Here is a 23,383-nt window from a genome sequence, read left to right on the forward strand (position 1 = left end):
AGATGAAACTAAAAACCATATTAATTATAGTAGGAATTATCATTGTCCTGATTGCTGGTGGTGTATATTCCGGAGTTATTGGCGGTGATAAGAGAGAGAAAGTAACCGCTGAAAAGGCTGCGGAAAGAAAAGTTATTGAAACGGTTACTGCCAGTGGAAAAATACAACCTGAAACAGAAGTCAAACTAAGTTCCGAAGTGTCGGGAGAGGTAACAGAACTGTTGGTTAAAGAAGGTGATATTGTGAAGAAAGGGCAACTGTTGGTTAAGGTGCGTCCTGATGTGCTTAAGTCAGGTTACGACCGTGCTGTTGCTTCATATAGCTCTCAAAAGGCCAGTGTGGCTGGTGCTGCTCAAATGCTTAAACAGGCTGAGGCTAATTTTGCAAATGGAGAAGTAACTTATAAACGTAATGTGGAGCTGTTTAATAAAAAGGTAATCTCAGCTTCAGAATTTGATGCTGCAAAAGCTGCGTATCTAACTGCAAAGACAAATTTGGGAAGAGCAAAAGAGGATCTTAACGCCTCAAAATTTAGTTTAGAACAAACTGGAGCGAATGTTCAGGAGGCAAGTGCGAACCTGGCAAAAGCAACCATATTTGCGCCTGTGGACGGAGTAATCTCTAAACTCTCGGTAGAGTTGGGCGATCGTATTCTGGGTACTATTCAAAATGCAGGTACGGAGATTATGCGGATTTCAAACCTTACTTCAATGGAAGTAAACGTAGATGTGAACGAAAATGATATCAATAGAGTTAAAGTTGGCGACCAGGCCACTATTGAAGTAGATGCCTTTGCGGATAAAAAATTTAAAGGTACTGTAACTGAAATTGCAAGTTCTTCTAAAGATGTAGGTACAGCAACTAGCTCGGTAGATCAGGTGACCAACTTTATTGTGAAAGTTCGTATCCTTCCAGAATCTTATAGCAGTGTTACTGGTGGAGCAAAAGATCTTCCTTCGCCATTCAGACCGGGCTTGTCTGCTACTGTGGATATAGAAAGTGAAACTGTAAATGGTCTGTCTGTTCCTATTCAATCTGTTTTTACAATCGATAAAAAGAAAGATGATAAGGAGAAGAAAACAGAAGACAACCAGGATAATGCTGAGAAACAAAAGACAAAATTGACGGATAAGAAAGTTAAACAATACGTTTACTTATACAATGCTGATGAAACCGTTAAGCAAGTAGAAGTGACTACAGGTATCCAAAATGACCAGTTTATCATCATCAAATCTGGACTTAAAGCAGGTCAGGAAGTAATAACAGGTCCTTATTCTGCCATACAAAACAAATTAAAGGACGGAATGAAAGTAAAGAAAGTGACTAAGGATCAATTGTTTGCTGAGCCAGGTAAGAAGTAAACTTTATCAATACTTTTTAAATGAGTAAATTGTCCCGGTTTAAAACATTAGACCGGGATTTTTTATTTATAATGTATGATACCTAAAGTCGCAATGATTGGTGGGGGTAGTTGGGCTACTGCTATTATAAAAATGCTCTCAGATAACTTTTCTGCAAAAGAGATTTATTGGTGGATGCGAAATGCAGACGCTATAACGCATATTCAGAAATATAAGCACAACCCGAATTATTTAAGTTCGGTAGAGGTAAGGATTCCTGAGGATAATATCTCTGATGATATTGCTGCGATTATTAAAAAAGCGGATTTTATTATATTAAATGTGCCGGCAGCTTTTCTTAAAGAAACGCTGAGTACGATTACACCTGAGCAACTGAAAGGGAAAAAGATCGTATCGGCCATTAAGGGGATCGTACCGGATGAAAATCAGATCATTGGTGAGTTTCTTCAACACAAATACAACATTCCATTAGAAGACATCTTAGTGATCAGTGGACCATGCCATGCTGAAGAAGTAGCCTTGGAAAAATTATCTTATTTAACCATTGCCTCTGTAAATGTAGGTCTTGCCGGCTTTTTTGCTAATCTTTTAAATACACGCTACATTAAAACAAATGTTTCCGATGATATTTTCGGAACGGAATATGCGGCTGTGCTGAAAAATATTTATGCAGTAGCAAGCGGCATTTGTCACGGTATAGGCTATGGAGATAATTTTCAAGCCGTATTGATTTCTAATGCCATTCGTGAAATCAAACGCTTTGTCGATGCGGTTCATCCCATTAATAGGGATATCATGGAATCTGCCTATCTGGGCGATTTGCTGGTTACGGCCTATTCACAATTTAGTCGCAATCGCACCTTTGGTAATATGATCGGAAAGGGGTATACTGTAAAATCTGCTCAGTTGGAAATGAATATGATTGCTGAAGGGTACTATGCAGTGAGCTGTATGCATCATATCAATAAAAAATATAAGGTAGATATGCCTATAAGTAGGGCTGTATATGCTATTCTATACGAAAAACACTCTCCGCATATTGAAATGCGCTTGCTTACCGAACAGCTTAATTAACAGCAAAAACAAAAACACCATGTAGATTGTTGATGGTTTTATAGTCTAGAAAATCATACAGCGATGAAAAGAAAGTATTTATTGGGGTTTTTAACCCTGGCAATGTGCACAACTCTTGTCTTTAGTGCTAATGCGCAGGATAAGAAGAAAGAAACAGGAGTAGGAAAGGCGCTTGATAAAACCGGGAAGGCAATTGGTAAAACTGCAACAACTGTTGGGAATAAAACTGCTGAAGTTGCTGTAAAGGGAACCTCTAAGGTTGCGGATAAGGTTTATAAAGGTAAAATGGCGCCTGATGGAACCGATGTGTATATAGATAGTAAAAACAGAAAGTATTACGTAAACAAAAAAGGGGGCAAGGTTTATTTGAAAGCGTCTCAGATTAGAAATAGACCTGAACAGAAAATGTAACCCTACAACTACCTATAAATAAAAATGCCTCCGGAATTTCCGAAGGCATTTTTATTATATTAGGTTGGCTGCTAATTAAGATCTACGTCTTCTATCGCTACCACCGCTATTTCCGCCTTCGCGTCTTCCAGCTCCACCTTTATCTTCACGGCTTCTTCCAGAGAAATCTCTGAAACCACCACCGCTGTTACCGCCTTCACGTCTGTTACCGCCGCCATAGCTTCTGCGTTCACCGCCGCCGCCTTCGCGTCTTCCGCCACCGTAACTTCCGCCTTCGCGTCTGCCACCGCCACCAAAGCCACCACGACTACGGCCACCGCCGCCACCATCGCCATCAGCTGTTTTTTCGATTCTTACTCCGCGGTTGTTAAACTCAACACCTTTAAAGTTGTTGAATAACGACTCAACAGCAGCATTTTCAACTTCGAAGAATGAGTAAACACCTTTCAAGTCAATTTTGCCAATGCCTTTTCCGCTGATTTTACCGTTGTTGCAAACAAAAGATAACAAGTCACCTCTTGTGAAATCATCAACAGAACCAAGGTTAATAAACAGACGGGTATAACCTTCGCTGCTTCTCGGACCTCTTTCTCCGCGCTCACCACGTTCACCTCTATCATCTGCAGAAGAGTTCAAATCAGGTGCGTTTTTGTAATACTCTAAAAAGCGGTTAAACTCTAAAGATGCAAAACGTTTGATCACCTCATCTTTGCTCAGTTCAGCAAACTCATCCATGATGCGTGGCATGTACTGCTCAATTTGGCTTTCGTTAACCTCAACATTGTGAACTTTGTGTACCAAAGCAAACAATTGTTTTTCGCAAACGTCAAAACCTGTAGGAAGTTCCGCTTTTGTAAACGATTTTCCAATGATTCTTTCAATCTGACGAATTTTACCAAGCTCTTTCGAGTTTACGATACAGATCGAAATACCAGTTTTTCCGGCACGACCAGTACGGCCACTACGGTGGGTATAACTTTCAATTTCATCAGGTAAAGAGTAGTTAATTACGTGAGTAACGTTGTTTACGTCGATACCACGGGCTGCAACATCAGTAGCAATTAACAACTGCATGTTACGGTCGCGGAAACGTTGCATTACTTTATCACGTTGTTGCTGAGATAAGTCACCATGCAAAGCATCAGCATTGTAACCATCTTTAATTAAGTGCTCTGCTACATCTTGTGTATCCAGTTTAGTTTTACAGAAAACTACTGCAAAAATTTCTGGATTGAAATCCACAATACGTTTTAAAGCAGCGTATTTATCTCTTGCACGTACAATGTAGTACTCATGTTCGATATTTACGTTACCAGTGTTTTTAGTACCCATGGTTAACTCAACAGGTGAGTCCATGTAGTTCTTAGCTATTCTTCTTACCTCAGGAGGCATAGTTGCAGAGAATAACCATGTTTTTTTATCGTCAGGTGTAGTAGACAAAATATCGTTAATGTCTTCCTGGAAGCCCATGTTTAACATTTCGTCAGCTTCATCAAGCACTACAAACTTCACGTTACTGAAATCTATAGCCTTACGGCCGATAATGTCCAACATGCGGCCCGGTGTAGCCACTACAATTTGTACACCGTTTCTAATTTCACGCAGCTGCTGCATAATGTTTGCGCCACCGTAAACGGCAACGACATTAGCACCACTGATGTTTTTTGAGAAATTCTTGATGTCGCTAGTAATTTGCAAGCAAAGCTCTCTGGTAGGGCATAAAATCAATGCCTGAGGCTTATTGCTCTTAAAGTCTATCAATTCTAACAGCGGCAAACCAAATGCTGCTGTTTTTCCTGTTCCTGTTTGGGCCAAACCAACAAAATCGTTATTGCCCTCTAACAGTACAGGAATACTTTGTTCCTGAATAGGTGTTGGGTTTTCGAATCCCAAATCCTTTACGGCATTAACAACGTCATCACTTATCCCCAATTTACTAAATGGGTTTATCATGTATTATAATTTATTAAGCCGCAAAGGTAAGTTTAATTATTGGTATTTCAATCCTTTGTAACTGAATAAAAATCAGGCGATTAATTATCTGAGTCTATCGGCCGATCTTAATAATTGCTCATCTTTTCTAATTCCGCGTATAGCAAGCATGCAAAATAGGAGGGCCAGAACAAATAATGAAGAGCCAATATGAATAGAGGAACCGGCGATTCCACCCGGTAATAACGAGGCATTTAAAGTTGATAATACGGCTGTTGCGATAATCAGTACCATGTCGATCATGATTAAACGTTTTTGCATCACGCGGTTTCTAAACTGGAAAATGCAAATTAGAGACAGTAGAACGGCAACACCGTTGATGATCATTGCACCAATCGGTGTAACAGCAATCGCTGCAGTACTTGCTCCCTTGATCAAGGGATAGTGACCATCTATATATAGTAGATATTCTGTATTGTTAATGCTTTTAGTTATTAAAGGAATAAAAAACAGGCCGATCAAGGTGAATGAAGCAAGAAGTAGCCATATAGATTGTACGCGTTGTATCATATCAGTTCAATAATTTCAACAAATATATTAAAAGCAAATAGTAACCAATCCGATATCCGATTAAAAAGATAATTTTGTACAATTGAATATGCAACGGTATTTTATTGAATTGTCGTACGACGGCACTGCTTATCATGGCTGGCAGATACAGCCTAATGCCACTACTGTGCAGGAATGCCTGGATAAAGCCTTATCTACTTATTTTAGGCAACCCGTTTTTTCATTAGGCTGCGGCCGTACAGATAGCGGCGTACATGCTACGCAGTTTTATGCGCATTTCGATTTAGAAATCGGCGATGCAGAGGGGGCTGAAGAAAAATCAACTGTTAAGGTCCCAGATCCCTTAAGGTCTGTACCGGGGATCAATTCTCTGTTGCCTTACCAGATTGCTGTAAAGCGTGTTTTTGAAGTAGATAATGAGGCGCATGCACGTTTTGGTGCTACAGAGCGCGCTTACCATTATCAAATTCATTTTCATAAAGATCCTTTTAAACTTAACCGTTCCTGGTTGTACAAAGGTGAACTGGATGTAGAAGCTATGAATGAGGCTGCGCAGCTATTGTTGGGTTACACCGATTTTTCTTGTTTCAGTAAATCAAACACGCAGACCTTTACCAATAACTGCAAAGTTATGGAAGCCTTTTTTGAAAGAAAAGACGATGGTTTGCAGTTTACCATCAGAGCCGACCGATTTTTAAGAAATATGGTGCGCGCAATTGTGGGCACATTGATCAGAATTGGCAAAAAAGAGCTTACTCTGACCGATTTTAAAGAAATAGTTGAAAGTAAAAACCGTAGCAATGCAGGTCAGTCTGTTCCTGCCTGCGGTTTATATTTAGTAAATGTAATTTATCCTTTTGTAAAATAAATATGTCTAGAATAGCTGGTGACGCGTTTAATGTAAGCTTATTGAAAAGGGTTTTTCAATACGTAAAGCCTTATCGCAAAACCTTTATACTATCAATTATTTTAACGATACTGCTGGCTTTAATTGCGCCTGCCAGACCGTTTCTTATTCAGCATACGCTGGATAATTACATCATGAAGGACCAGTATAATGGTCTACTAGGAATGACCATTCTGATGTTGGTATTATTGGTGTTGCAGGCTGGGATACAATTTAGCCATACCCTTCTGACCAACACATTAGGGCAGTCCGCCATTAGAGATTTAAGGATTAATGTTTTTAACCACATTACTAAGCTAAGGCTTAAATATTTCGATAATACACCCATCGGACAGCTGATTACCCGTACGGTGTCGGATCTTGAAACTATTGCAGAAATCTTCTCGGAAGGTTTAATTGTAATCATTGGTGATATTCTGATGGTCATTGTGATCATTGGGGTAATGGTTTATAAAGATTGGGCACTTACGCTCGTGGTATTGCTACCCATGCCATTATTGATTGTAGCTACTTCTGTTTTTCAAAAGGCCATTAAGTCTGCATTTCAAGAAATCCGAACCGAGGTATCTAATCTCAATACTTATTTGCAGGAACATATTTCCGGGGTATCCATCATTCAATATTTTGCCCGTGAAGAGCAGGAGTATAAAAAGTTTGTAAAGATCAATGCGCGCTACCGCGATGCAAATATCCGCTCCAACTGGTATTATTCTATTTTCTTTCCCGTTGTAGAGATTATTTCGGCCATGTCCTTAGGCTTACTGGTATGGTACGGTTCAAGAAGTATCTTATCCAAGCCTTTAACAGTAACACCAGGTATTATTGCTGAATTTATCCTATATATTAACATGCTGTTCAGACCTATTCGGGAGCTTGCAGATAAATTTAATACCCTGCAAATGGGAATGGTAGGGGCTGAGCGGGTTTTTAAAGTGCTGGACACGGATGAGGTGACGGAAAATAAGGGATCATTTGTGCCTGATCAGATGAAAGGCGCCATTTCTTTCGACAGGGTATGGTTTGCTTATAATGAGGAGAATTATGTACTGAAGGATATTTCTTTCGAGGTGCCTGCCGGTAAAACCATCGCCCTTGTTGGTGCTACAGGTGCCGGAAAATCTTCTACAATCAATATCCTGAACCGCTTTTATGAGGTTCAGAAAGGCGTCATCAAGGTAGATGGGGTAAAGATCCAGGATTATGAACTGAGTTATCTGCGTAGTAATATTGCTACAGTTTTACAGGATGTATTCCTCTTCTCTGATACGATTTTCAATAACATTACGCTGAATAATATGGCGATCACAATGGAAGAGGTTGTTGATGCGGCAAAAAAGGTTGGGGCGCATGATTTTATAATGCGTTTGCCAGGAGGTTATCAGTACAACGTTATGGAGCGCGGGGCTACGCTTTCGGCTGGACAAGCTCAGCTGATTTCGTTTATTCGTGCGCTGGTTTATAATCCTTCTATTTTGGTATTGGATGAAGCTACTTCTTCTGTAGATACGGAAACGGAAATGTTGATCCAACACGCTATCGAGAATTTGATGGAGGGTAGGACCTCTATTGTTATTGCTCACCGCCTTTCAACGATTCAGAAAGCGGATAAGATATTGGTGCTGGATAAAGGTGAGATTAAGGAGATGGGGACGCACCAGGAGCTGCTTAAGCTGAATGGGTATTATAAAAGATTGTACGAGTTGCAGTTTAACTCTATCGGGGTCGAAAAATAAAGGTGAAAAATAACCATTCTCTTCTACGGCTGCATTGCTTCGCTGAAGAAGCGAAGAACGCTAGGCCGTTTCAGAGAAGGTAATTTTTCTCTAAGCAGGGTGGCAAGTTAGTACCACAAGCAGGTTGTTCTATGAATTTTATTTTACTGATATTTTTTTCTGAACCAAAACGCCAGGTTTACCAGGGCGATTAGGGCCGGGACTTCTACTAATGGCCCGATAACGCCAACAAAGGCTTGTCCTGAGTTGATGCCGAATACACCAATAGCCACGGCAATGGCCAATTCAAAATTGTTCCCGGTAGCAGTGAAGGCGATTGCGGTTCGTTTGGAATAATCAGCGCCAAAGTGTTTTCCAGCAAAGAAGCTGATCACAAACATTAGGGCGAAGTAAATGAGCAATGGAACTGCAATTCTTGCCACATCTAAGGGGATTTGGACAATCAGTTCACCTTTTAAGCTAAACATCACCACAATGGTAAATAAGAGGGCAATGAGTGTAATAGGGGATATGATGGGCACAAAATTATGCTGAAACCAATCTTCGCCTTTCCATTTTATAAGAGTATAACGGCTTATTATGCCTAGGATAAAGGGGATGCCCAGATAAATACCAACACTTTGAGCAATCTCTAAGATGGAGATGTTGACTTCTAATCCTTGAATGCCAAACCAGGGAGGTAAAACGGTGATAAAGAAATAGGCGAGGATACTATAAAATAGGACTTGAAAAATGCTATTTAAGGCGATCAATCCGGCGGCGTACTCCCTGTTTCCTTCTGCGAGTTCATTCCATACTACGACCATTGCGATACATCGGGCAAGCCCAATTAGAATGAGGCCTGTCATATATTCTGGATAATCCTTTAGAAAGGTAATGGCCAGGACAAACATCAGTATAGGTCCGATAATCCAATTTAGGACTAAGGATGTCGTTAGTACTTTGGTATCCTTAAATACTTCGCCCATATGTTCATACCTTACTTTTGCCAGAGGTGGATACATCATTAAAATCAGACCAATGGCGAGTGGGATATTCGTTGACCCACTTGAAAAGGAATTGATAAAACCTGCCGAAGAAGGAATAAAATAGCCAATGCCAATACCCAAAGCCATAGCCAGGAAAATCCATAAAGTTAAATAACGATCTAAAAAACTCAGTTTTTTCCTGTCGGCCGCAGGAACGCAGTTATTTGCTAACATAGAAGAGCGATTTAATTGCTTAGATGTGTTTTGACAAAGTCACTGCAGTAGGTTTCAATCAGATCTCTTACTCGCCTAAACTCTTGCATAATTTCAGCTTCCGTTCCTGAAGCTTTAGCCGGGTCAGGAAAGTTATAATGGAACTTTTGTGCCTGAGTAGGGAAGTACGGACAGCTTTCTTTAGCATTGTCGCATACCGTAATTATGTAGTCAAAGTCTATATTGGCATACTCGTTTACATTGTTGGACGTATGGCCTGAAATGTCAATTCCACGTTCAGCCATCACAGCTATGGCTCTGGGATTCACACCGTGTGTTTCGATTCCAGCGCTATAAACGATTGCAGTATCACCAGCAAAATGCCTGATAAACCCTTCGGCTAGCTGACTACGGCAGCTATTGCCGGTACATAATATTAATACTTTTTTCATTACTGTATATTCGTTTTATTGTTAGCAGCAACCTGATCCAGGGGTACAAACATTTCCGTCTGCAGCCAGGTTCATCATCACTAGTTTTGGTTTTTCTGTTTTTGGTTCAGGAGCACAGCATTCCTCTCCTGTATCTGTAGTTCCACAGCTTCCACCTCTGTTAATTGCTTTGCATTGCGTAAAGTCGGGACTTAGGTTTACAACAAGGTTATCCCCTTCAACGTTGATCTCAGTGGGATACATCTGGCGGGTGTCGAAAGCAGAGTTTCCAAATTCTATTTTTACTATAGCTATTGGGTTAAGGGCTAAGCTTTTTTCCACCAGCTCTATAATAGATAGTGCTTTCTTCACCTGCATTGCCCGGTCAGCTTCTTTAACCGTAGGCTCCCAAAGTTGTACAATGATTTCAGTCCATGAATTCATTACACCACCGCAGTCTACCGAGACAATAGGAGCTTGCTTAATTTCAGTGATGTGGTAAGAAGCATCTACCCACTTATCCTGGGCATATTGAAATTGAAGCGTCAATTCTGGATGCTGCATTAAAGCAGTTTTAAAGGTATTCCAGGTTGTTAATTCTGTTGTGTTCATAATATTGCAATTTTACGATTGATGTAAATAAAAAAAGGTTAACAGCAGCCTTTTGGATCTTTAAACGAACCCAAAAATGCGCCTAATTGTGTTTCTAATAATTTCCATGTTGTAGGATTAATGCAGTAGCAAACAGTTACACCCTCGATGGTTCCCTGAATGATCCCTGCATTTTTAAGCTCCTTTAAATGTTGAGATATGGTGGCTTGCGCCAGACCAAGCTCTTCTACCAAGTCGCCACAAATACACGCATTGGCAGAAATGATTTGCTGCAAAATAGCGATACGTGCAGGATGTGCCATTGCTTTCAACAATTGTGAAAGTTGGTTTTGTTCCGCTGTGAATATTTCTGATTTAGTAAGTCCCATAATTACATTGCAATATTACGATATTGTTTTGAGGAATACAAATTCTATTCACAAAAAGTGTCCTCGATATTAAGAGAGTCAATAACATTATTTTCTGGTATTCTCTCGGACAAATTGAAACTAAAAGAGGGTGCATTTACACCCTCTTAAAAAAAAAAACATCCTGAATCAGTAAGCTATTGTAGTACTGCTGCTTCCCTTTTTCTTTTCATGTGTCTTTGTAAGCCAGACCCAGCATAATGCGGATGCTTGCGCAATTCGTTGATGTTGATCCTTAGCTGCTGGCCTTTGCGCCATAAATATCCGCCAGCAGTTAGGGTATGCCCGTTAACTGCCAAATGGATGTTCGTGTTGTCAACCTGGGTTGCTCTTGCTGCGGCAACACAATTTTTGAAAGTTTGGATCCATCGGCCATCCAGGTCATATTGCGATATCCCTGACCTACTTTCCGTTATTTTGGGGTCGACAGTAATCTTTTTTCGAATTACCTTACTCCATATAAAGCCACCATAAGTTAAGCCTCTGCCATTAATTACATTACGGATGCCATTTTTATGGACTCTAACCGCTTTTGCGGCTTCTACTGTGTTCACATGGGTGTTAACCAGGTTGCCTTCAAGATCGTATTGTCCGATAATGTGCTGTTGTTTTGCTAGAGGCGAATGTCCGTACCACCTTTCCTTTAATATAGGTTTTAGGTCCAGCTCAGGTTCATTCCCGCGTCGCCATAAGTATCCGCAGGCGGTGACTACTTTTCCAGTATCTCTGGCAGCAATGGAAATGTATCCCTGGGCAGTGTTCATTGCCTCGGCTGCAATTCGGGCGTTGGAATAAGTTTCGAGTAATTGCCCGGTTAAGGAGTAGCGACTAACATTGTAAGTGCCTTTTTCTTTTTTGGTTGCCGTTATCTTGTCACGGCTCTTTTTCTTTACTTCCTCACTAAATTCTGGGAAAAAAGATCTCCTTCTACCAGATGCCATCATTCTTGCAGCTTTATCTTTCGGGGTGCCCAAAAGCAAATTATCTGCACTTAAGTTAAGGTTGTCTCCGTCTTTAGGGAATACCAAAAGTTGCTTATTTGAGAGGTCAAATTCGTCTACGAAACAATAATAAACCAATCTGGCAACGCTTAAATAATATCGTTTTTTGTTGGCAGATAATGTGATTCCTGCATATTTTGCGGTGTCACCAGTTTGGGAATTTTGACTCTCAGAAATGATTGTCTTAATGATCATACCCGGTTTTTTTCTGGGAATGCCTTTTTTATCGAGAGTGTTTTTCTCCAATCTACGTACTCTCCCAAAGTTGGAAACCTCGTATGGCGCATCCAGTTTTGGAATTGGGGACCATAATTCACCTGGGAGCGCTTCAGGTGAAAGGTTTTCGTGTGGATAATTCATATTTGGCATATTTTGGTGTAAATATATCAGATTAAGTATTTACGTGGTTAATTTTTTTTCGTTTTGTTTGTGATCGACTTGTTTGGTGGCTTATAAACAATTTAAATTATTTTTAGTTTATTTTTTCTTGCTTTTTTTGAAAAATAAATTCAAAAAAGGGTGGATAGGGTATGGTATGGGCTTTTATAGGGTAAATTAATAGTTTTTGTAGTTTCTATTGTGATCTGTGTAGATTTTTGTCTTTTTAGATTTTTATTCTCCTGGTTTTGTTACAAAGTTTCTTATAATGTCTTCTTTCAGCTTTAAAAATGCTTTTTTTACGCAGAATTGGTGTTGTGACAAACAGAATTTAGATTTTTTTGTTGTTATTTGCAGAAAAACCCGGTGTTTGTTGTTGTCTTGTGAGTGGATCTGGGAATTTAAACCCTATTGTATGGCCAATAAGAAAGTATTAAAAGTCGGATTGGATTCTGCGGCACCATTTCCGATGCACTCTGATTACAACGCTGGAAATTTCGAAGGATTTGAGGTTGATTTACTCCAGGCCATTACCAGTCAGCTAAATTTAGAAGTCGAATATGAAGTTTCCTTATGGTCTACCATATTGGAAAAGTTATTTAAAGGTGAGCTTGATCTTATTTGCTCTGCTGTAACAGTGACCGCTTCTCGCCAACATATTCTAGAATTTAGTAACCCTTATTTATATTTCAGACTCTGCGCAGTTGTGTCAGCAGATGATACATTGACTGGTTTGCATCATTTTAAAAATAAAACGATAGGAGTAAGGGAAGCTACAGAAGCAGAAAAGTATGTGCGGGAACAGTTTCCTGCAAACAATATTGTATATGCGGTTACTAACAAGGAGCTTTATAGAAAGCTACAATCTGGGAAAATTGATCTGTTGGTTGATGATTCACCAATCGCTGGTGGCTTTTTGCAAAATAACAAAAAGTTGAAAATAGGAATGTTTCTGCCGAAAACGGATTCATCGTACGCCATCGCCATGAAAAAAGGCGATGTAAAACTTAAAGCCCAATTTAATGACGCCATAACCATGCTTAAAGAAAATGGCACTTATCAGAATATTTATAAGAAATGGTTTAGCGAGATACAGTTTTAATCCTCGTCTACTATTACGGTAATGTCTTTATCAAGTTTGATGGTGTGAAGAATTTTTGTTTTTTCACTATACACAACCACTTTGTTCTCGTCCAGATATTGCACTAGTCTGTAAGGGCTTGATACTTGGATATATCGCCACTGTGTGTAAAACTGGTTCTGAATGTCTTTCTCGTTCGGTAAAAAAGTGATGATGACTTCAATGTCTGTAGCTTTATTGATGAAGAAACGATCACTGGTTTGTAGGGATTGCTGACCTGCATCGGTATGTTTAAGCGCTTCGAGTGCAGTAGTTCTTAATCCTGCTGCAGGCTGACTTGGGTTCTTGTTAATCAGATCTACAATGAGATTGTTTACTTCATCCTTATTTTTCAGGAGTTTCCCGTTGCCAATTTTTAATATTTTAAAGTAGATTTTTAATGGTTTCATGTGCGATTGAATTGACAAGCAGCGCTGCTGGGCCAAATATATAAAAATCTGCTTTTAATGATTGCCCAAAATATTATCTTTAATTTATGAATAAGAATAGGTTAGAAGCTTTTAGTGATGGTGTGTTAGCCATTATTATCACGATTATGGTTTTGGAATTAAAAGTGCCTCATGGAGCGACTATTGCAGCTTTAGTTCCGCTAATACCTGTATTGATGAGTTATTTGTTGAGCTTTATTTACGTGGGTATATATTGGAACAATCATCATCATATGATGATGTTGGTAAAAAAAGTAAATGGGAATGCTTTGTGGGCAAACTTGCATTTACTTTTCTGGCTTTCTCTATTTCCGTTTGCGACCGCATGGATGGGTGAAAATCACTATGAATCCTGGCCCGTAATTATTTACGGATGCATTGTGTTGATGGCTTCTATTGCTTATTTTATTTTGGAAAGGACATTGGTGAAATTGCATGGCCCTGATTCCGCAATTGCGAAGGCATATGGTGCTGATACTAAGGGGAAGATTTCGACAGCTATTTACATTTTGGCTATAGCGGGAGGTTTTGTGAGTTCCTGGATTGGTATCGCGGGGTATATACTGGTAGCTGTGATTTGGTTTATCCCCGATACAAGGGTGGAAAAAACGCTTCAAAAGGAAGAGCTGGAATAAATGCAATAAAATTCGGATTGCATTTGACATTGCATTTCAATTAGCTTAGCTTTGCACAAAAAAATAAAGATACATGAGTGTTTTAGTAAATAAAGATTCAAAAGTTATTGTTCAGGGTTTTACTGGAAATGAGGGTACTTATCATGCTTCTCAAATGATCGAGTACGGAACTAATGTTGTTGGTGGCGTTACACCGGGCAAAGGAGGACAAACTCATTTAGATAAACCGGTATTTAATACCGTAAAGGATGCGGTTGATCAAGCCGGCGCAAATGTATCTATCATTTTTGTTCCACCTGCATTTGCAGCAGACGCTATTATGGAAGCTGCTGAAGCGGGAATTAAAGTTATTGTTTGTATTACTGAGGGTATCCCTACTAAGGATATGATTCAGGTTAAAGAATATATTTCTGACAGAGATTGCCGTTTAATCGGTCCTAACTGTCCAGGTGTAATTACAGCTGATGAAGCTAAAGTTGGTATCATGCCAGGTTTTATCTTCAAAAAAGGTACTGTAGGTGTTGTGTCTAAATCGGGTACTTTAACTTACGAAGCTGTTGATCAGGTGGTGAAAGCTGGATTAGGTATCACAACTGCAATAGGTATTGGTGGCGATCCAATCATTGGAACAACTACTAAAGAAGCTGTTGAATTGTTGATGAACGATCCTGAAACTGAAGGTATCATCATGATTGGTGAAATTGGTGGTGGTATGGAAGCGGAAGCTGCACTTTGGATCAAAGCAAACGGTACTAAACCGGTAGTTGGTTTTATCGCTGGTCAAACTGCTCCTGCTGGACGTAGAATGGGCCATGCTGGTGCAATTGTTGGCGGTGCTGATGATACTGCTGCTGCAAAAATGAAAATTATGGCTGAGTGTGGTATCCGCGTTGTGGAAAGCCCTGCAGAGATTGGCGCAGCAATGGCTGAGCTATTGAAAAAATAAAAATTACAATAAAGATCTTCTTGTATAAATTAAAAAGCTCCGGTGAATTCGTTCATCGGAGTTTTTTTATTTGTGACCAGCTGAGCTGGGATATTTAGAACTGACATTCTCATTACAACTCTGAGGACGCTTTTTCCGTACCTTGTGTTAAATGACATGCACGCAAATGAAGGCTATAATCAATAAAACATTTATGTTTGCTGGGCTGTTGATTTTAGTAAATCTAACGGCCTGTGGTCAGCAACCTAAAAAAGAGGATACTAAAAAAACTGTGAAGAATATGGAATGGAATAAATTAACTAAGGAAGAAGAAGATATAATTGTTCGTAAGGGAACCGAATATCCGGGTACTGGGAAGTTTCTGAACAATAAGGAAAAAGGAACCTATGTGTGCAGACGTTGTAATGCTCCTTTGTACCGCTCTGAATCTAAATTTGAATCACATTGTGGATGGCCAAGTTTTGATGATGAGATTGCAGGTGCGGTAGAAAGAATCGATGATGCAGATGGGATGCGTACGGAGATTGTATGTGCAAATTGCAAGGCTCATTTGGGGCACGTATTTATTGGTGAAGGTTTTACAGAGAAAAATACACGCAACTGTGTGAACTCCATTTCTATGGATTTTGTTCCTGATAAGAAATAATATTTTTAACAATGATATTATTATAGTGTCCGATGATAACTTGTCGGGCATTTCTTGTTTTTAAGTGATTAGTTTACTTATGTTTGTCAGCTCACCAACGATAGTAAATATGAAGTATTGTTTATTGTTATGCGGTATGCTAATTTCTTTTCTGGGTTTTTCTCAGGATATTTCAGATCAACCGGGCTTAAATACGGTTACTGATTCGCCAGCATCCTCATCCAATCACTCTTCTAAATTAATCTCAAAAACTGTTTACGCAACATACTACCACAGAAAATTTGAAGGACGTAGAACTACAAGTGGGGCAAGGTACCGTAGAAGTAAAATGACGGCAGCCCATATGAAGTTACCCTTTGGAACCATTGTAACCGTAACAAATCCGGCAAATGGGGAATCTGTTGATGTTGAAGTGAATGATAGGGGGCCGCATTCGAGAAAATTCAAAATAGATCTTTCTGAGGCTGCGGCCAAAGCGATTGGTATTTATGGAAAAGGCGTGGCTAAAGTCGAAATTAGCTACCTTCCGGATACGGATTAGTTTTTTAACTTTAACTGCGTTATAGTCAGTTTCTTGAATTTATTAACACCATTCTCAGAGTTTCTCTTCTTACAAAATGAAATAAATACCAACATTTCAGGGTAATTAGTGTGTCAATTTCTCCTTTTAGTGTTGATAAAAATGCCCGCTTGTTAACAACTATTGTTCTCTTATCAGGGCGGCAGACTTTATATTTGTTTACATAAAGTTCTTTAGTAAATCACTCAAAGATTTTTTAGTTAAAGCTATAATATTTAGTTGCTTAAGGTTGTTGGATAAATAGATGTCTTCTAAACTTTCTATGACTGGGTATGGATTGCTTGGCTGCCAGATTTACTTGCGCTTTATAATTCAATATACATTTACCTTATTAAATAGATGCTTATGCAAGAAGAAGAAGTATTATTAAAAGAAAACAAAGACAGATTTGTTCTTTTGCCGATTAAATATCCTGAAATCTGGGAAATGTATAAGAAGACCGAGGCCAGTTTTTGGACTGCTGAGGAAATTGATCTTTCGGATGACCAGAAGCACTGGGATAATCTGAATGATGGAGAAAGACATTTTATTTCACATATCCTTGCTTTCTTTTCTGCTAGCGATGGCATCGTAAATGAAAACCTTGCGGTAAACTTCATGAGCGAAGTGCAGTTACCTGAAGCACGTTGCTTTTATGGTTTCCAAATCATGATGGAAAATATCCATGCTGAGACTTATGCTTTATTGATCGATACTTATATCAAAGATCCAGAAGAAAAAGATAGATTATTCCACGCTATTGATACTGTTCCTGCAGTTAAGAGAAAAGCAGAATGGGCTTTACGTTGGATTGAGAACGGTACTTTTGCGGAGCGTTTAGTGGCATTTGCTGCGGTAGAAGGAATTTTCTTCAGCGGTAGTTTCTGCTCTATATTCTGGTTAAAGAAACGTGGGCTAATGCCAGGGTTAACCTTTAGTAATGAATTGATCTCCAGAGATGAAGGTGCGCATTGCGAATTTGCTTGTCTTTTGTATAAGATGCTTAAAAACAAATTAAGCGAAGAGCAAGTTCATGGCATCATTAAAGATGCTGTAGAAATTGAGAAAGAATTTATTACCGATGCATTGCCTGTTGCTTTGATTGGAATGAATGCTAAATTAATGTCGCAATACATCGAGTTTGTTGCCGACAGATGGTTGCAGGAATTAGGCTATGCTAAAGTTTACAACGCAACTAATCCTTTTGATTTTATGGAGATGATCTCTTTGCAGGGTAAAACCAACTTCTTTGAAAAAAGGGTAGGTGATTATCAGAAAAGTGGTGTATTGACTTCAACAGAGGATAAAGCAGCTGCATTCTCATTAGATGATGATTTTTAGTCCTTATCGGGGTTAGACGATAAGAAAATAAATAATAATTATAATTCGTTGCCTATGTTGAGTTTCTGCTCTAAAACTCAATAAGCAATTAAATACTTGAAAATATGTTCGTAATAAAAAGAGATGGCCGCAAAGAAGCGGTAAGATTTGATAAAATAACGGCTCGGGTAGAGAAGTTATGCTATGGTTTTAATGTTGAACTTGTAGACCCGATCGACGTTGCCAAGAAGGTGATCGAGGGGTTGTATGATGGTGTTACAACATCAGAGCTAGATAATCTTGCAGCAGAAACAGCAGCTTCTTTAACTACAAAGCATCCTGATTATGCCCTGCTGGCTTCTCGTATAGCCGTGTCTAACCTTCATAAAAATACAACGAAGTCATTCTCCAAAACTATGGAGATGTTATATAATTATATCGACGCTAAAACTGGTAAACCAGCATCGCTGATTGCAGATGATGTTTGGGAAGTGATAGAGAAGAATGCTGATATTTTAGACAGCACAATTATATATGACAGGGATTTTGGTTTTGATTACTTCGGGTTCAAAACGTTAGAAAAATCTTACCTTCTAAAGGTTGAAGGACAAATTGTTGAGCGTCCTCAGCATTTATTTATGCGTGTTGCTGTAGGTATCCACAAAGGTGATATCGATAGTGCGATTCAAACGTATAACCTAATGAGTGAGCGTTGGTTTACACATGCTACACCAACTTTGTTTAATGCAGCTACACCTAAACCTCAGATGTCTTCTTGCTTTTTGCTAACCATGCAGGACGATAGTATTGAAGGAATTTATGATACGTTAAAACAAACTGCTAAAATCTCTCAGAGTGCTGGTGGTATCGGTTTAAGTATTCATAACATTAGAGCTACAGGATCTTACATTGGTGGTACCAATGGTACAAGTAATGGTATTGTGCCGATGTTGAAGGTATTTAATGATACGGCACGTTATGTAGATCAAGGTGGAGGTAAACGTAAAGGTGCTTTTGCTATCTATTTAGAGCCTTGGCATGCTGATGTTTTCAGTTTCTTAGACTTGCGTAAAAACCATGGTAAAGAAGAATTGCGTGCGCGTGATTTATTCTACGCACTTTGGGTTTGCGATTTGTTTATGAGACGTGTGGAAGAGAATGGCGACTGGAGCTTATTCTGTCCACATGAAGCACCAGGTTTAGCTGATTGCTTTGGTGAAGAGTTTGATGCTTTATATGAGCGTTACGAAAAAGAAGGAAGAGCACGTAAAACCATCAAAGCACAAGAATTGTGGTTTGCTATTCTAGATTCACAAATTGAAACAGGTACACCTTATTTATTGTATAAAGATGCTGCTAACAGCAAGTCTAACCAACAAAACCTGGGTACAATAAAAAGCTCTAACCTTTGTACAGAAATTATTGAGTACACATCTAAAGATGAAGTTGCCGTTTGTAACTTAGCTTCACTTGCTTTACCAAGATATGTAATCAACGGTGAATTTGATCACCAAAAATTATATGATGTGACTTATCAGGCTACATTAAACCTGAACAAAATCATAGATTATAACTACTACCCGGTAGAAGAAGCTAAAAACTCTAACATGCGTCACAGACCAATTGGTTTGGGTGTACAGGGCTTAGCTGATGCCTTTATCTTAATGCGTTTGCCTTTTGAAAGTGAAGGTGCTCGTATCTTAAATAAAGAGATCTTTGAAACGATCTATTTTGCAGCTATGACTGCTTCTAACGACCTGGCTGTTAAGCATGGTCCATATGAGACTTTTGCTGGTTCTCCTTTATCTAAGGGTAAATTCCAGTTTGATCTTTGGAATGTACAACCAGATAGCGGTCGTTGGGATTGGGAAGCTTTACGTGCGAAAGTAATGAAAGATGGTGCTTACAACTCTTTATTGGTTGCACCAATGCCAACTGCTTCTACTTCACAGATTTTGGGTAACAACGAATGTTTTGAACCTTACACTTCTAACATTTACACAAGAAGGGTATTGAGCGGTGAGTTTATCGTGGTAAACAAACACTTGTTGAAAGATTTAGTAGCCTTAGGTTTATGGACTCCAGCTATGAAAGACAGGATTATTTTGGCTAACGGTTCTATTCAGGACATTGCTGAGATCCCTGATTATATCAAAGAATTATATAAAACAGTTTGGGAGATCAAAATGCGTAGCATTATTGATATGGCTGCCGACAGAGGTGCTTACATCTGTCAGTCTCAATCACTAAACTTGTTTATCAACGCTCCAAATACTTCAAAACTAACTTCAATGCATTTCTATGCTTGGAAAAAAGGATTGAAAACTGGAATGTACTATCTGCGTACTCAGGCAGCTTCTCAAGCTGTTAAGTTCACGGTAGAAAATCAAGCTGGTAAAAACATGGAGCCTGTAATTCCAGAGCACATTGAACAAAGTGCTGAAGAAATTGCAGAAGGTCCTACTTGCTCAATGGAGGAAGGTTGCATCAGCTGTTCAGGCTAATCATTCAGATTGATATCTCTATAAAGGAGTAAGAAGCAATTCTTACTCCTTTTTTTGTACTCCTTATTCTTCCATACCGTATCTTTGCAGCAATGGCAAAACACGAAATCATACCTTGCGAACGTTGTAGCACTCCTATAGAGTGTAAAGCGAACGCGTATACTAAATGCCAGTGCAGTGTGATTCATCTCGATTTAAATGAGGTGCAATACATTAGTGAGCTATATGATGGCTGTCTTTGCGCCAAGTGCTTATTTGAACTACAGCAAGAATATAGAGCCGATGTAACATCTTAATTGCTAGCTGTGTAATTTATTTTCTATATTTACTTTCATTTGGATTAGCGAATACGTGTTTTCTCTTCCGATCAAGATGGAAAATATGCCTTTTGGATTTTTTTTATTTTACCTTTGCATTTCAAATATTGAAGAATGGCTAAAGTACAGGTTGGACTGGTGCAGATGAGTTGTACCGCTAATAAACAAGAAAATTTAGATAAGGCAATTTTAAAAATTAGAGAAGCAGCGGCAAAAGGTGCACAAATTGTGTGTCTGCAAGAACTTTTCACTTCTCTATACTTTTGTGATGTTGAAGATTACGATAACTTTAATTTGGCAGAGGCTATTCCTGGCCCATCCACCGATGCTTTACAAGTTGTTGCAAAGGAATTGGGCGTGGTTATTATTGCCTCGTTATTCGAGAAGCGTACAGCAGGATTATATCATAATACCACTGCTGTTTTAGATGCTGACGGATCTTATCTGGGTAAATATCGTAAAATGCATATTCCGGATGATCCTGCTTTCTATGAGAAGTTTTACTTCACTCCCGGTGACTTAGGTTATAAGGTTTTTCAGACAAAGTTTGCTAAAATCGGTATACTGATTTGCTGGGATCAATGGTATCCTGAAGCATCGCGTATTACAGCGTTGATGGGTGCGGAGATTATGTTTTATCCGACAGCTATTGGCTGGGCGACCGATCAGGATGAAGAAACAAATAAAGATCAATATAATGCATGGCAGACTATTCAGCGTTCTCATGCTGTAGCTAATGGTGTTCCTGTAGTAAGTGTAAACCGTGTAGGTCTTGAGCAAGATGGAGCTATGAAGTTTTGGGGCGGAAGTTTTGCAACAAATGCGCAGGGTAGGATACTTTATTTAGGTTCACATGATAATGAAGAAACTAAGGTGGTAGAATTGGATTTATCTGAATCTGATTTCTTCCGTAAACATTGGCCTTTTTTAAGAGATCGTAGAATAGATTCTTATCAGCCGATTACTAAAAGATATATTGACGAAGATTAACACTTACATATGTCAGCATTTAACGACGTAAAATTTCGCAACAGCCCTAGAAACAGGAGCTATAGTTTCCCTGCAGAATGGGAACCACACGATGCTACCTGGCTAAGCTGGCCTCATAAAGAAGCCTCATGGCCTGGTAAATTAGATAAGGTTTACGGCCCCTATTGTCAGTTTATCAAAATAATTGCTGAAGGTGAAAAGGTAAGGATTAACGTTAATGACGAAGCGATGAAAGCTTTTGCTATTTCTGAAATGGAAAAGGTAGGCGTCGATATGAGTCAGGTTGAGTTTTATTTTTTCCCAACCAATGATGCCTGGTGTAGGGATCATGGACCAGCATTTTTGATGGATGTTTATTTTTATAAAAAAGCTGTTGTAGACTGGGGGTATAATGCCTGGGGGAATAAATATCCTCCGTATGATCTGGATGATGATATTCCGACCAAGATTGCAAATCACTTTAAGTTGCCGTTATATTATCCTGAGATAGTAATGGAGGGTGGTTCTGTTGAATTTAATGGGGATGGTACGATTTTAACCACCACGGCTTGTTTGTTAAATGAAAACAGAAATCCGCACTTAACTAAGGAAGAGATAGAGGCGTATTTAATTAATTTTTACGGTGCAGAACAGGTTTTATGGTTGGGTGAGGGGATAGTTGGTGATGACACTGATGGCCATATTGATGACATTACCCGTTTTGTGAATGTAGATACTGTATTGACGGCAGTAGAAAGTAATCCACTGGATGAAAACTATCTCATCCTTCAGGAGAACCTAGCAGCGCTAAAAGAGATGCGTTTATGGGATGGTAGACCATTAAATGTTGTGGAGCTGCCAATGCCTTCGCCAGTTATTCATGAAGACACTCGCTTACCAGCTTCTTATGCGAATTTTTATATCGCTAACGCGGCGGTAATTGTACCAACGTTTAGGGATGTGAACGACGAGATTGCTTTGGAGATCATTCAAAGTGTATTCCCGGATAGAAAAGTAGTTGGTATAGATTCAACAGACATTATATGGGGACTGGGAAGCTTTCACTGTTTAAGTCAGCAAGAACCGTCACAACAAGATGGTGGTTATACGTCTCCAGGTCACCCAATTAAAAATTAATATATATGAAGTTATTAGAAGGAAAGACGGCACTTATTACTGGTGCCTCTAAAGGGATAGGCCGCAAAATAGCGGAAGAGTTTGTAGCACAGGGTGCTAATGTTGCTTTTACTTATTTATCATCTGTAGAAAAGGGACAAGCCTTAGAGCAGGAATTACAAAGTTTTGGAACAAAAGTAAAGGGCTATCGTTCGGATGCATCTAAATTTGATGAAGCAGATCAATTGATCAATGATATTGTAGCTGATTTTGGTGCTTTAGATATTGTGGTAAACAATGCGGGGATTACAAAAGATGGTTTGTTGATGCGCATGAGCGAGGAGAACTGGGATGATGTGATCAATGTTAATTTGAAATCAGTATTTAACGTATGTAAAGCTGCTTCTAAAGTGATGATGAAAGCACGTAAAGGTTCTATCATCAACATGAGTTCAGTTGTAGGTGTTCAAGGAAATGCTGGACAGGCTAATTATGCGGCTTCAAAAGCTGGTATCATTGGTTTCTCTAAATCATTGGCTAAAGAATTGGGTTCACGTAACATTCGTACCAATGTGGTGGCTCCTGGTTTTATCCGTACCGAAATGACGGATGTACTGGATCCTAAAGTTGTTAAAGGCTGGGAAGAAGGTATTCCTTTGAAAAGAGCAGGGGAGCCTGAAGATGTAGCTAATGTATGCGTATTCTTAGCTTCAGATATGAGCTCGTATGTAACTGGACAAGTACTGTCGGTTTGCGGCGGAATGTTGTAAGGTAAATTATAATAAGAATGGGCTGTATCATGAT

At 39.2% G+C, this 23,383-nt stretch carries 24 protein-coding genes; 16 read left to right on the forward strand and 8 right to left on the reverse strand.

The window, feature by feature from the left end:
* Positions 1 to 2 precede the first annotated feature (2 nt).
* From BLS35_RS20245 to BLS35_RS20255, 3 genes are all read left to right on the forward strand, one after another.
* Positions 3 to 1,361, forward strand: a complete 1,359-nt coding sequence (locus BLS35_RS20245; RefSeq protein ID WP_090784806.1) for an efflux RND transporter periplasmic adaptor subunit — start codon at positions 3 to 5, stop codon at positions 1,359 to 1,361.
* Between the two features lie 75 nt (positions 1,362 to 1,436).
* Complete coding sequence (locus tag BLS35_RS20250) at positions 1,437 to 2,435, forward strand: NAD(P)H-dependent glycerol-3-phosphate dehydrogenase (protein WP_090784810.1); 999 nt, start codon at positions 1,437 to 1,439, stop codon at positions 2,433 to 2,435.
* Positions 2,436 to 2,498: 63 nt separating this feature from the next.
* The gene (locus tag BLS35_RS20255) at positions 2,499 to 2,846 is read left to right on the forward strand and encodes a hypothetical protein (RefSeq protein WP_090784811.1); all 348 of its coding nucleotides are present in this window, start codon (positions 2,499 to 2,501) and stop codon (positions 2,844 to 2,846) included.
* Positions 2,847 to 2,921: 75 nt separating this feature from the next.
* Here BLS35_RS20255 and BLS35_RS20260 read toward each other — a convergent pair whose 3' ends face one another.
* Positions 2,922 to 4,799 (reverse strand): DEAD/DEAH box helicase, encoded by a 1,878-nt coding sequence (locus tag BLS35_RS20260; RefSeq protein WP_175459617.1) that lies wholly within the window; start codon positions 4,797 to 4,799, stop codon positions 2,922 to 2,924.
* A gap of 84 nt (positions 4,800 to 4,883) precedes the next feature.
* Positions 4,884 to 5,348, reverse strand: coding sequence for a DUF4293 domain-containing protein (locus BLS35_RS20265; RefSeq protein ID WP_090784814.1), 465 nt, complete (start codon positions 5,346 to 5,348; stop codon positions 4,884 to 4,886).
* An 88-nt stretch (positions 5,349 to 5,436) separates the two neighbouring features.
* On the opposite strand from BLS35_RS20265, the gene truA reads away from it, so the two are divergent.
* Both truA and BLS35_RS20275 read left to right on the forward strand, forming a co-directional pair.
* Positions 5,437 to 6,216 carry a tRNA pseudouridine(38-40) synthase TruA gene (gene truA / locus BLS35_RS20270; protein ID WP_090784818.1) on the forward strand — a complete coding sequence of 260 codons (780 nt, stop codon included), beginning with the start codon at positions 5,437 to 5,439 and terminating at the stop codon, positions 6,214 to 6,216.
* Positions 6,217 to 6,218: 2 nt separating this feature from the next.
* Complete coding sequence (locus BLS35_RS20275) at positions 6,219 to 7,988, forward strand: ABC transporter ATP-binding protein (RefSeq protein ID WP_175459618.1); 1,770 nt, start codon at positions 6,219 to 6,221, stop codon at positions 7,986 to 7,988.
* A 143-nt stretch (positions 7,989 to 8,131) separates the two neighbouring features.
* Here BLS35_RS20275 and arsB read toward each other — a convergent pair whose 3' ends face one another.
* From arsB to BLS35_RS20300, 5 genes are all read right to left on the reverse strand, one after another.
* Positions 8,132 to 9,190 carry an ACR3 family arsenite efflux transporter gene (gene arsB / locus BLS35_RS20280; protein ID WP_090784827.1) on the reverse strand — a complete coding sequence of 353 codons (1,059 nt, stop codon included), beginning with the start codon at positions 9,188 to 9,190 and terminating at the stop codon, positions 8,132 to 8,134.
* Between the two features lie 11 nt (positions 9,191 to 9,201).
* Positions 9,202 to 9,621 (reverse strand): arsenate reductase ArsC, encoded by a 420-nt coding sequence (locus BLS35_RS20285; protein WP_090784829.1) that lies wholly within the window; start codon positions 9,619 to 9,621, stop codon positions 9,202 to 9,204.
* A 21-nt stretch (positions 9,622 to 9,642) separates the two neighbouring features.
* Positions 9,643 to 10,212, reverse strand: coding sequence for a DUF6428 family protein (locus tag BLS35_RS20290; protein WP_090784834.1), 570 nt, complete (start codon positions 10,210 to 10,212; stop codon positions 9,643 to 9,645).
* Between the two features lie 38 nt (positions 10,213 to 10,250).
* Entirely contained in the window at positions 10,251 to 10,580 is a 330-nt protein-coding gene (locus BLS35_RS20295; protein WP_090784836.1) for an ArsR/SmtB family transcription factor, read from the reverse strand.
* Between the two features lie 176 nt (positions 10,581 to 10,756).
* On the reverse strand, positions 10,757 to 11,980 hold the full coding sequence (locus tag BLS35_RS20300; protein ID WP_165973353.1) for an NUMOD1 domain-containing DNA-binding protein: 1,224 nt from the start codon (positions 11,978 to 11,980) through the stop codon (positions 10,757 to 10,759).
* Positions 11,981 to 12,413: 433 nt separating this feature from the next.
* Here BLS35_RS20300 and BLS35_RS20305 point away from each other — a divergent pair, with 433 nt between their 5' ends.
* A complete protein-coding gene (locus BLS35_RS20305) occupies positions 12,414 to 13,100 on the forward strand; it encodes a substrate-binding periplasmic protein (RefSeq protein ID WP_090785177.1) in 687 nt (228 codons plus the stop codon).
* Here the strand turns inward: BLS35_RS20305 and BLS35_RS20310 are convergent.
* The gene (locus tag BLS35_RS20310) at positions 13,097 to 13,528 is read right to left on the reverse strand and encodes a hypothetical protein (protein ID WP_090784842.1); all 432 of its coding nucleotides are present in this window, start codon (positions 13,526 to 13,528) and stop codon (positions 13,097 to 13,099) included. The genes BLS35_RS20305 and BLS35_RS20310 overlap by 4 nt on opposite strands.
* An 86-nt stretch (positions 13,529 to 13,614) precedes the next feature.
* Between BLS35_RS20310 and BLS35_RS20315 the strand changes: the two genes are divergently transcribed.
* The 10 genes from BLS35_RS20315 (at position 13,615) to fabG (ending at position 23,349) form a co-directional block, all read left to right on the forward strand.
* Positions 13,615 to 14,202, forward strand: a complete 588-nt coding sequence (locus BLS35_RS20315; RefSeq protein WP_090784845.1) for a TMEM175 family protein — start codon at positions 13,615 to 13,617, stop codon at positions 14,200 to 14,202.
* A gap of 73 nt (positions 14,203 to 14,275) precedes the next feature.
* A complete protein-coding gene (gene sucD / locus BLS35_RS20320) occupies positions 14,276 to 15,148 on the forward strand; it encodes a succinate--CoA ligase subunit alpha (RefSeq protein ID WP_090784848.1) in 873 nt (290 codons plus the stop codon).
* A 166-nt stretch (positions 15,149 to 15,314) separates the two neighbouring features.
* Positions 15,315 to 15,794 (forward strand): methionine-R-sulfoxide reductase, encoded by a 480-nt coding sequence (locus BLS35_RS20325; protein ID WP_090784851.1) that lies wholly within the window; start codon positions 15,315 to 15,317, stop codon positions 15,792 to 15,794.
* A 109-nt stretch (positions 15,795 to 15,903) separates the two neighbouring features.
* Positions 15,904 to 16,335 carry a septal ring lytic transglycosylase RlpA family protein gene (locus tag BLS35_RS20330; RefSeq protein WP_254778996.1) on the forward strand — a complete coding sequence of 144 codons (432 nt, stop codon included), beginning with the start codon at positions 15,904 to 15,906 and terminating at the stop codon, positions 16,333 to 16,335.
* Positions 16,336 to 16,719: 384 nt separating this feature from the next.
* Complete coding sequence (locus BLS35_RS20335; RefSeq protein ID WP_090785179.1) at positions 16,720 to 17,694, forward strand: ribonucleoside-diphosphate reductase small subunit; 975 nt, start codon at positions 16,720 to 16,722, stop codon at positions 17,692 to 17,694.
* Between the two features lie 104 nt (positions 17,695 to 17,798).
* Positions 17,799 to 20,177 carry a ribonucleoside-diphosphate reductase subunit alpha gene (locus tag BLS35_RS20340; RefSeq protein ID WP_090784857.1) on the forward strand — a complete coding sequence of 793 codons (2,379 nt, stop codon included), beginning with the start codon at positions 17,799 to 17,801 and terminating at the stop codon, positions 20,175 to 20,177.
* Positions 20,178 to 20,269: 92 nt separating this feature from the next.
* Positions 20,270 to 20,473, forward strand: a complete 204-nt coding sequence (locus BLS35_RS20345; RefSeq protein WP_090784859.1) for a cysteine-rich CWC family protein — start codon at positions 20,270 to 20,272, stop codon at positions 20,471 to 20,473.
* Between the two features lie 135 nt (positions 20,474 to 20,608).
* Positions 20,609 to 21,484 carry a carbon-nitrogen hydrolase gene (locus BLS35_RS20350; protein WP_090784861.1) on the forward strand — a complete coding sequence of 292 codons (876 nt, stop codon included), beginning with the start codon at positions 20,609 to 20,611 and terminating at the stop codon, positions 21,482 to 21,484.
* Positions 21,485 to 21,493: 9 nt separating this feature from the next.
* Positions 21,494 to 22,600, forward strand: a complete 1,107-nt coding sequence (locus tag BLS35_RS20355; RefSeq protein WP_090784863.1) for an agmatine deiminase family protein — start codon at positions 21,494 to 21,496, stop codon at positions 22,598 to 22,600.
* Positions 22,601 to 22,605: 5 nt separating this feature from the next.
* On the forward strand, positions 22,606 to 23,349 hold the full coding sequence (gene fabG / locus BLS35_RS20360; RefSeq protein ID WP_090784865.1) for a 3-oxoacyl-[acyl-carrier-protein] reductase: 744 nt from the start codon (positions 22,606 to 22,608) through the stop codon (positions 23,347 to 23,349).
* Positions 23,350 to 23,383: the final 34 nt, after the last annotated feature.

It is taken from the genome of Pedobacter sp. ok626, assembly GCF_900100435.1.
GTDB lineage: Bacteria > Bacteroidota > Bacteroidia > Sphingobacteriales > Sphingobacteriaceae > Pedobacter.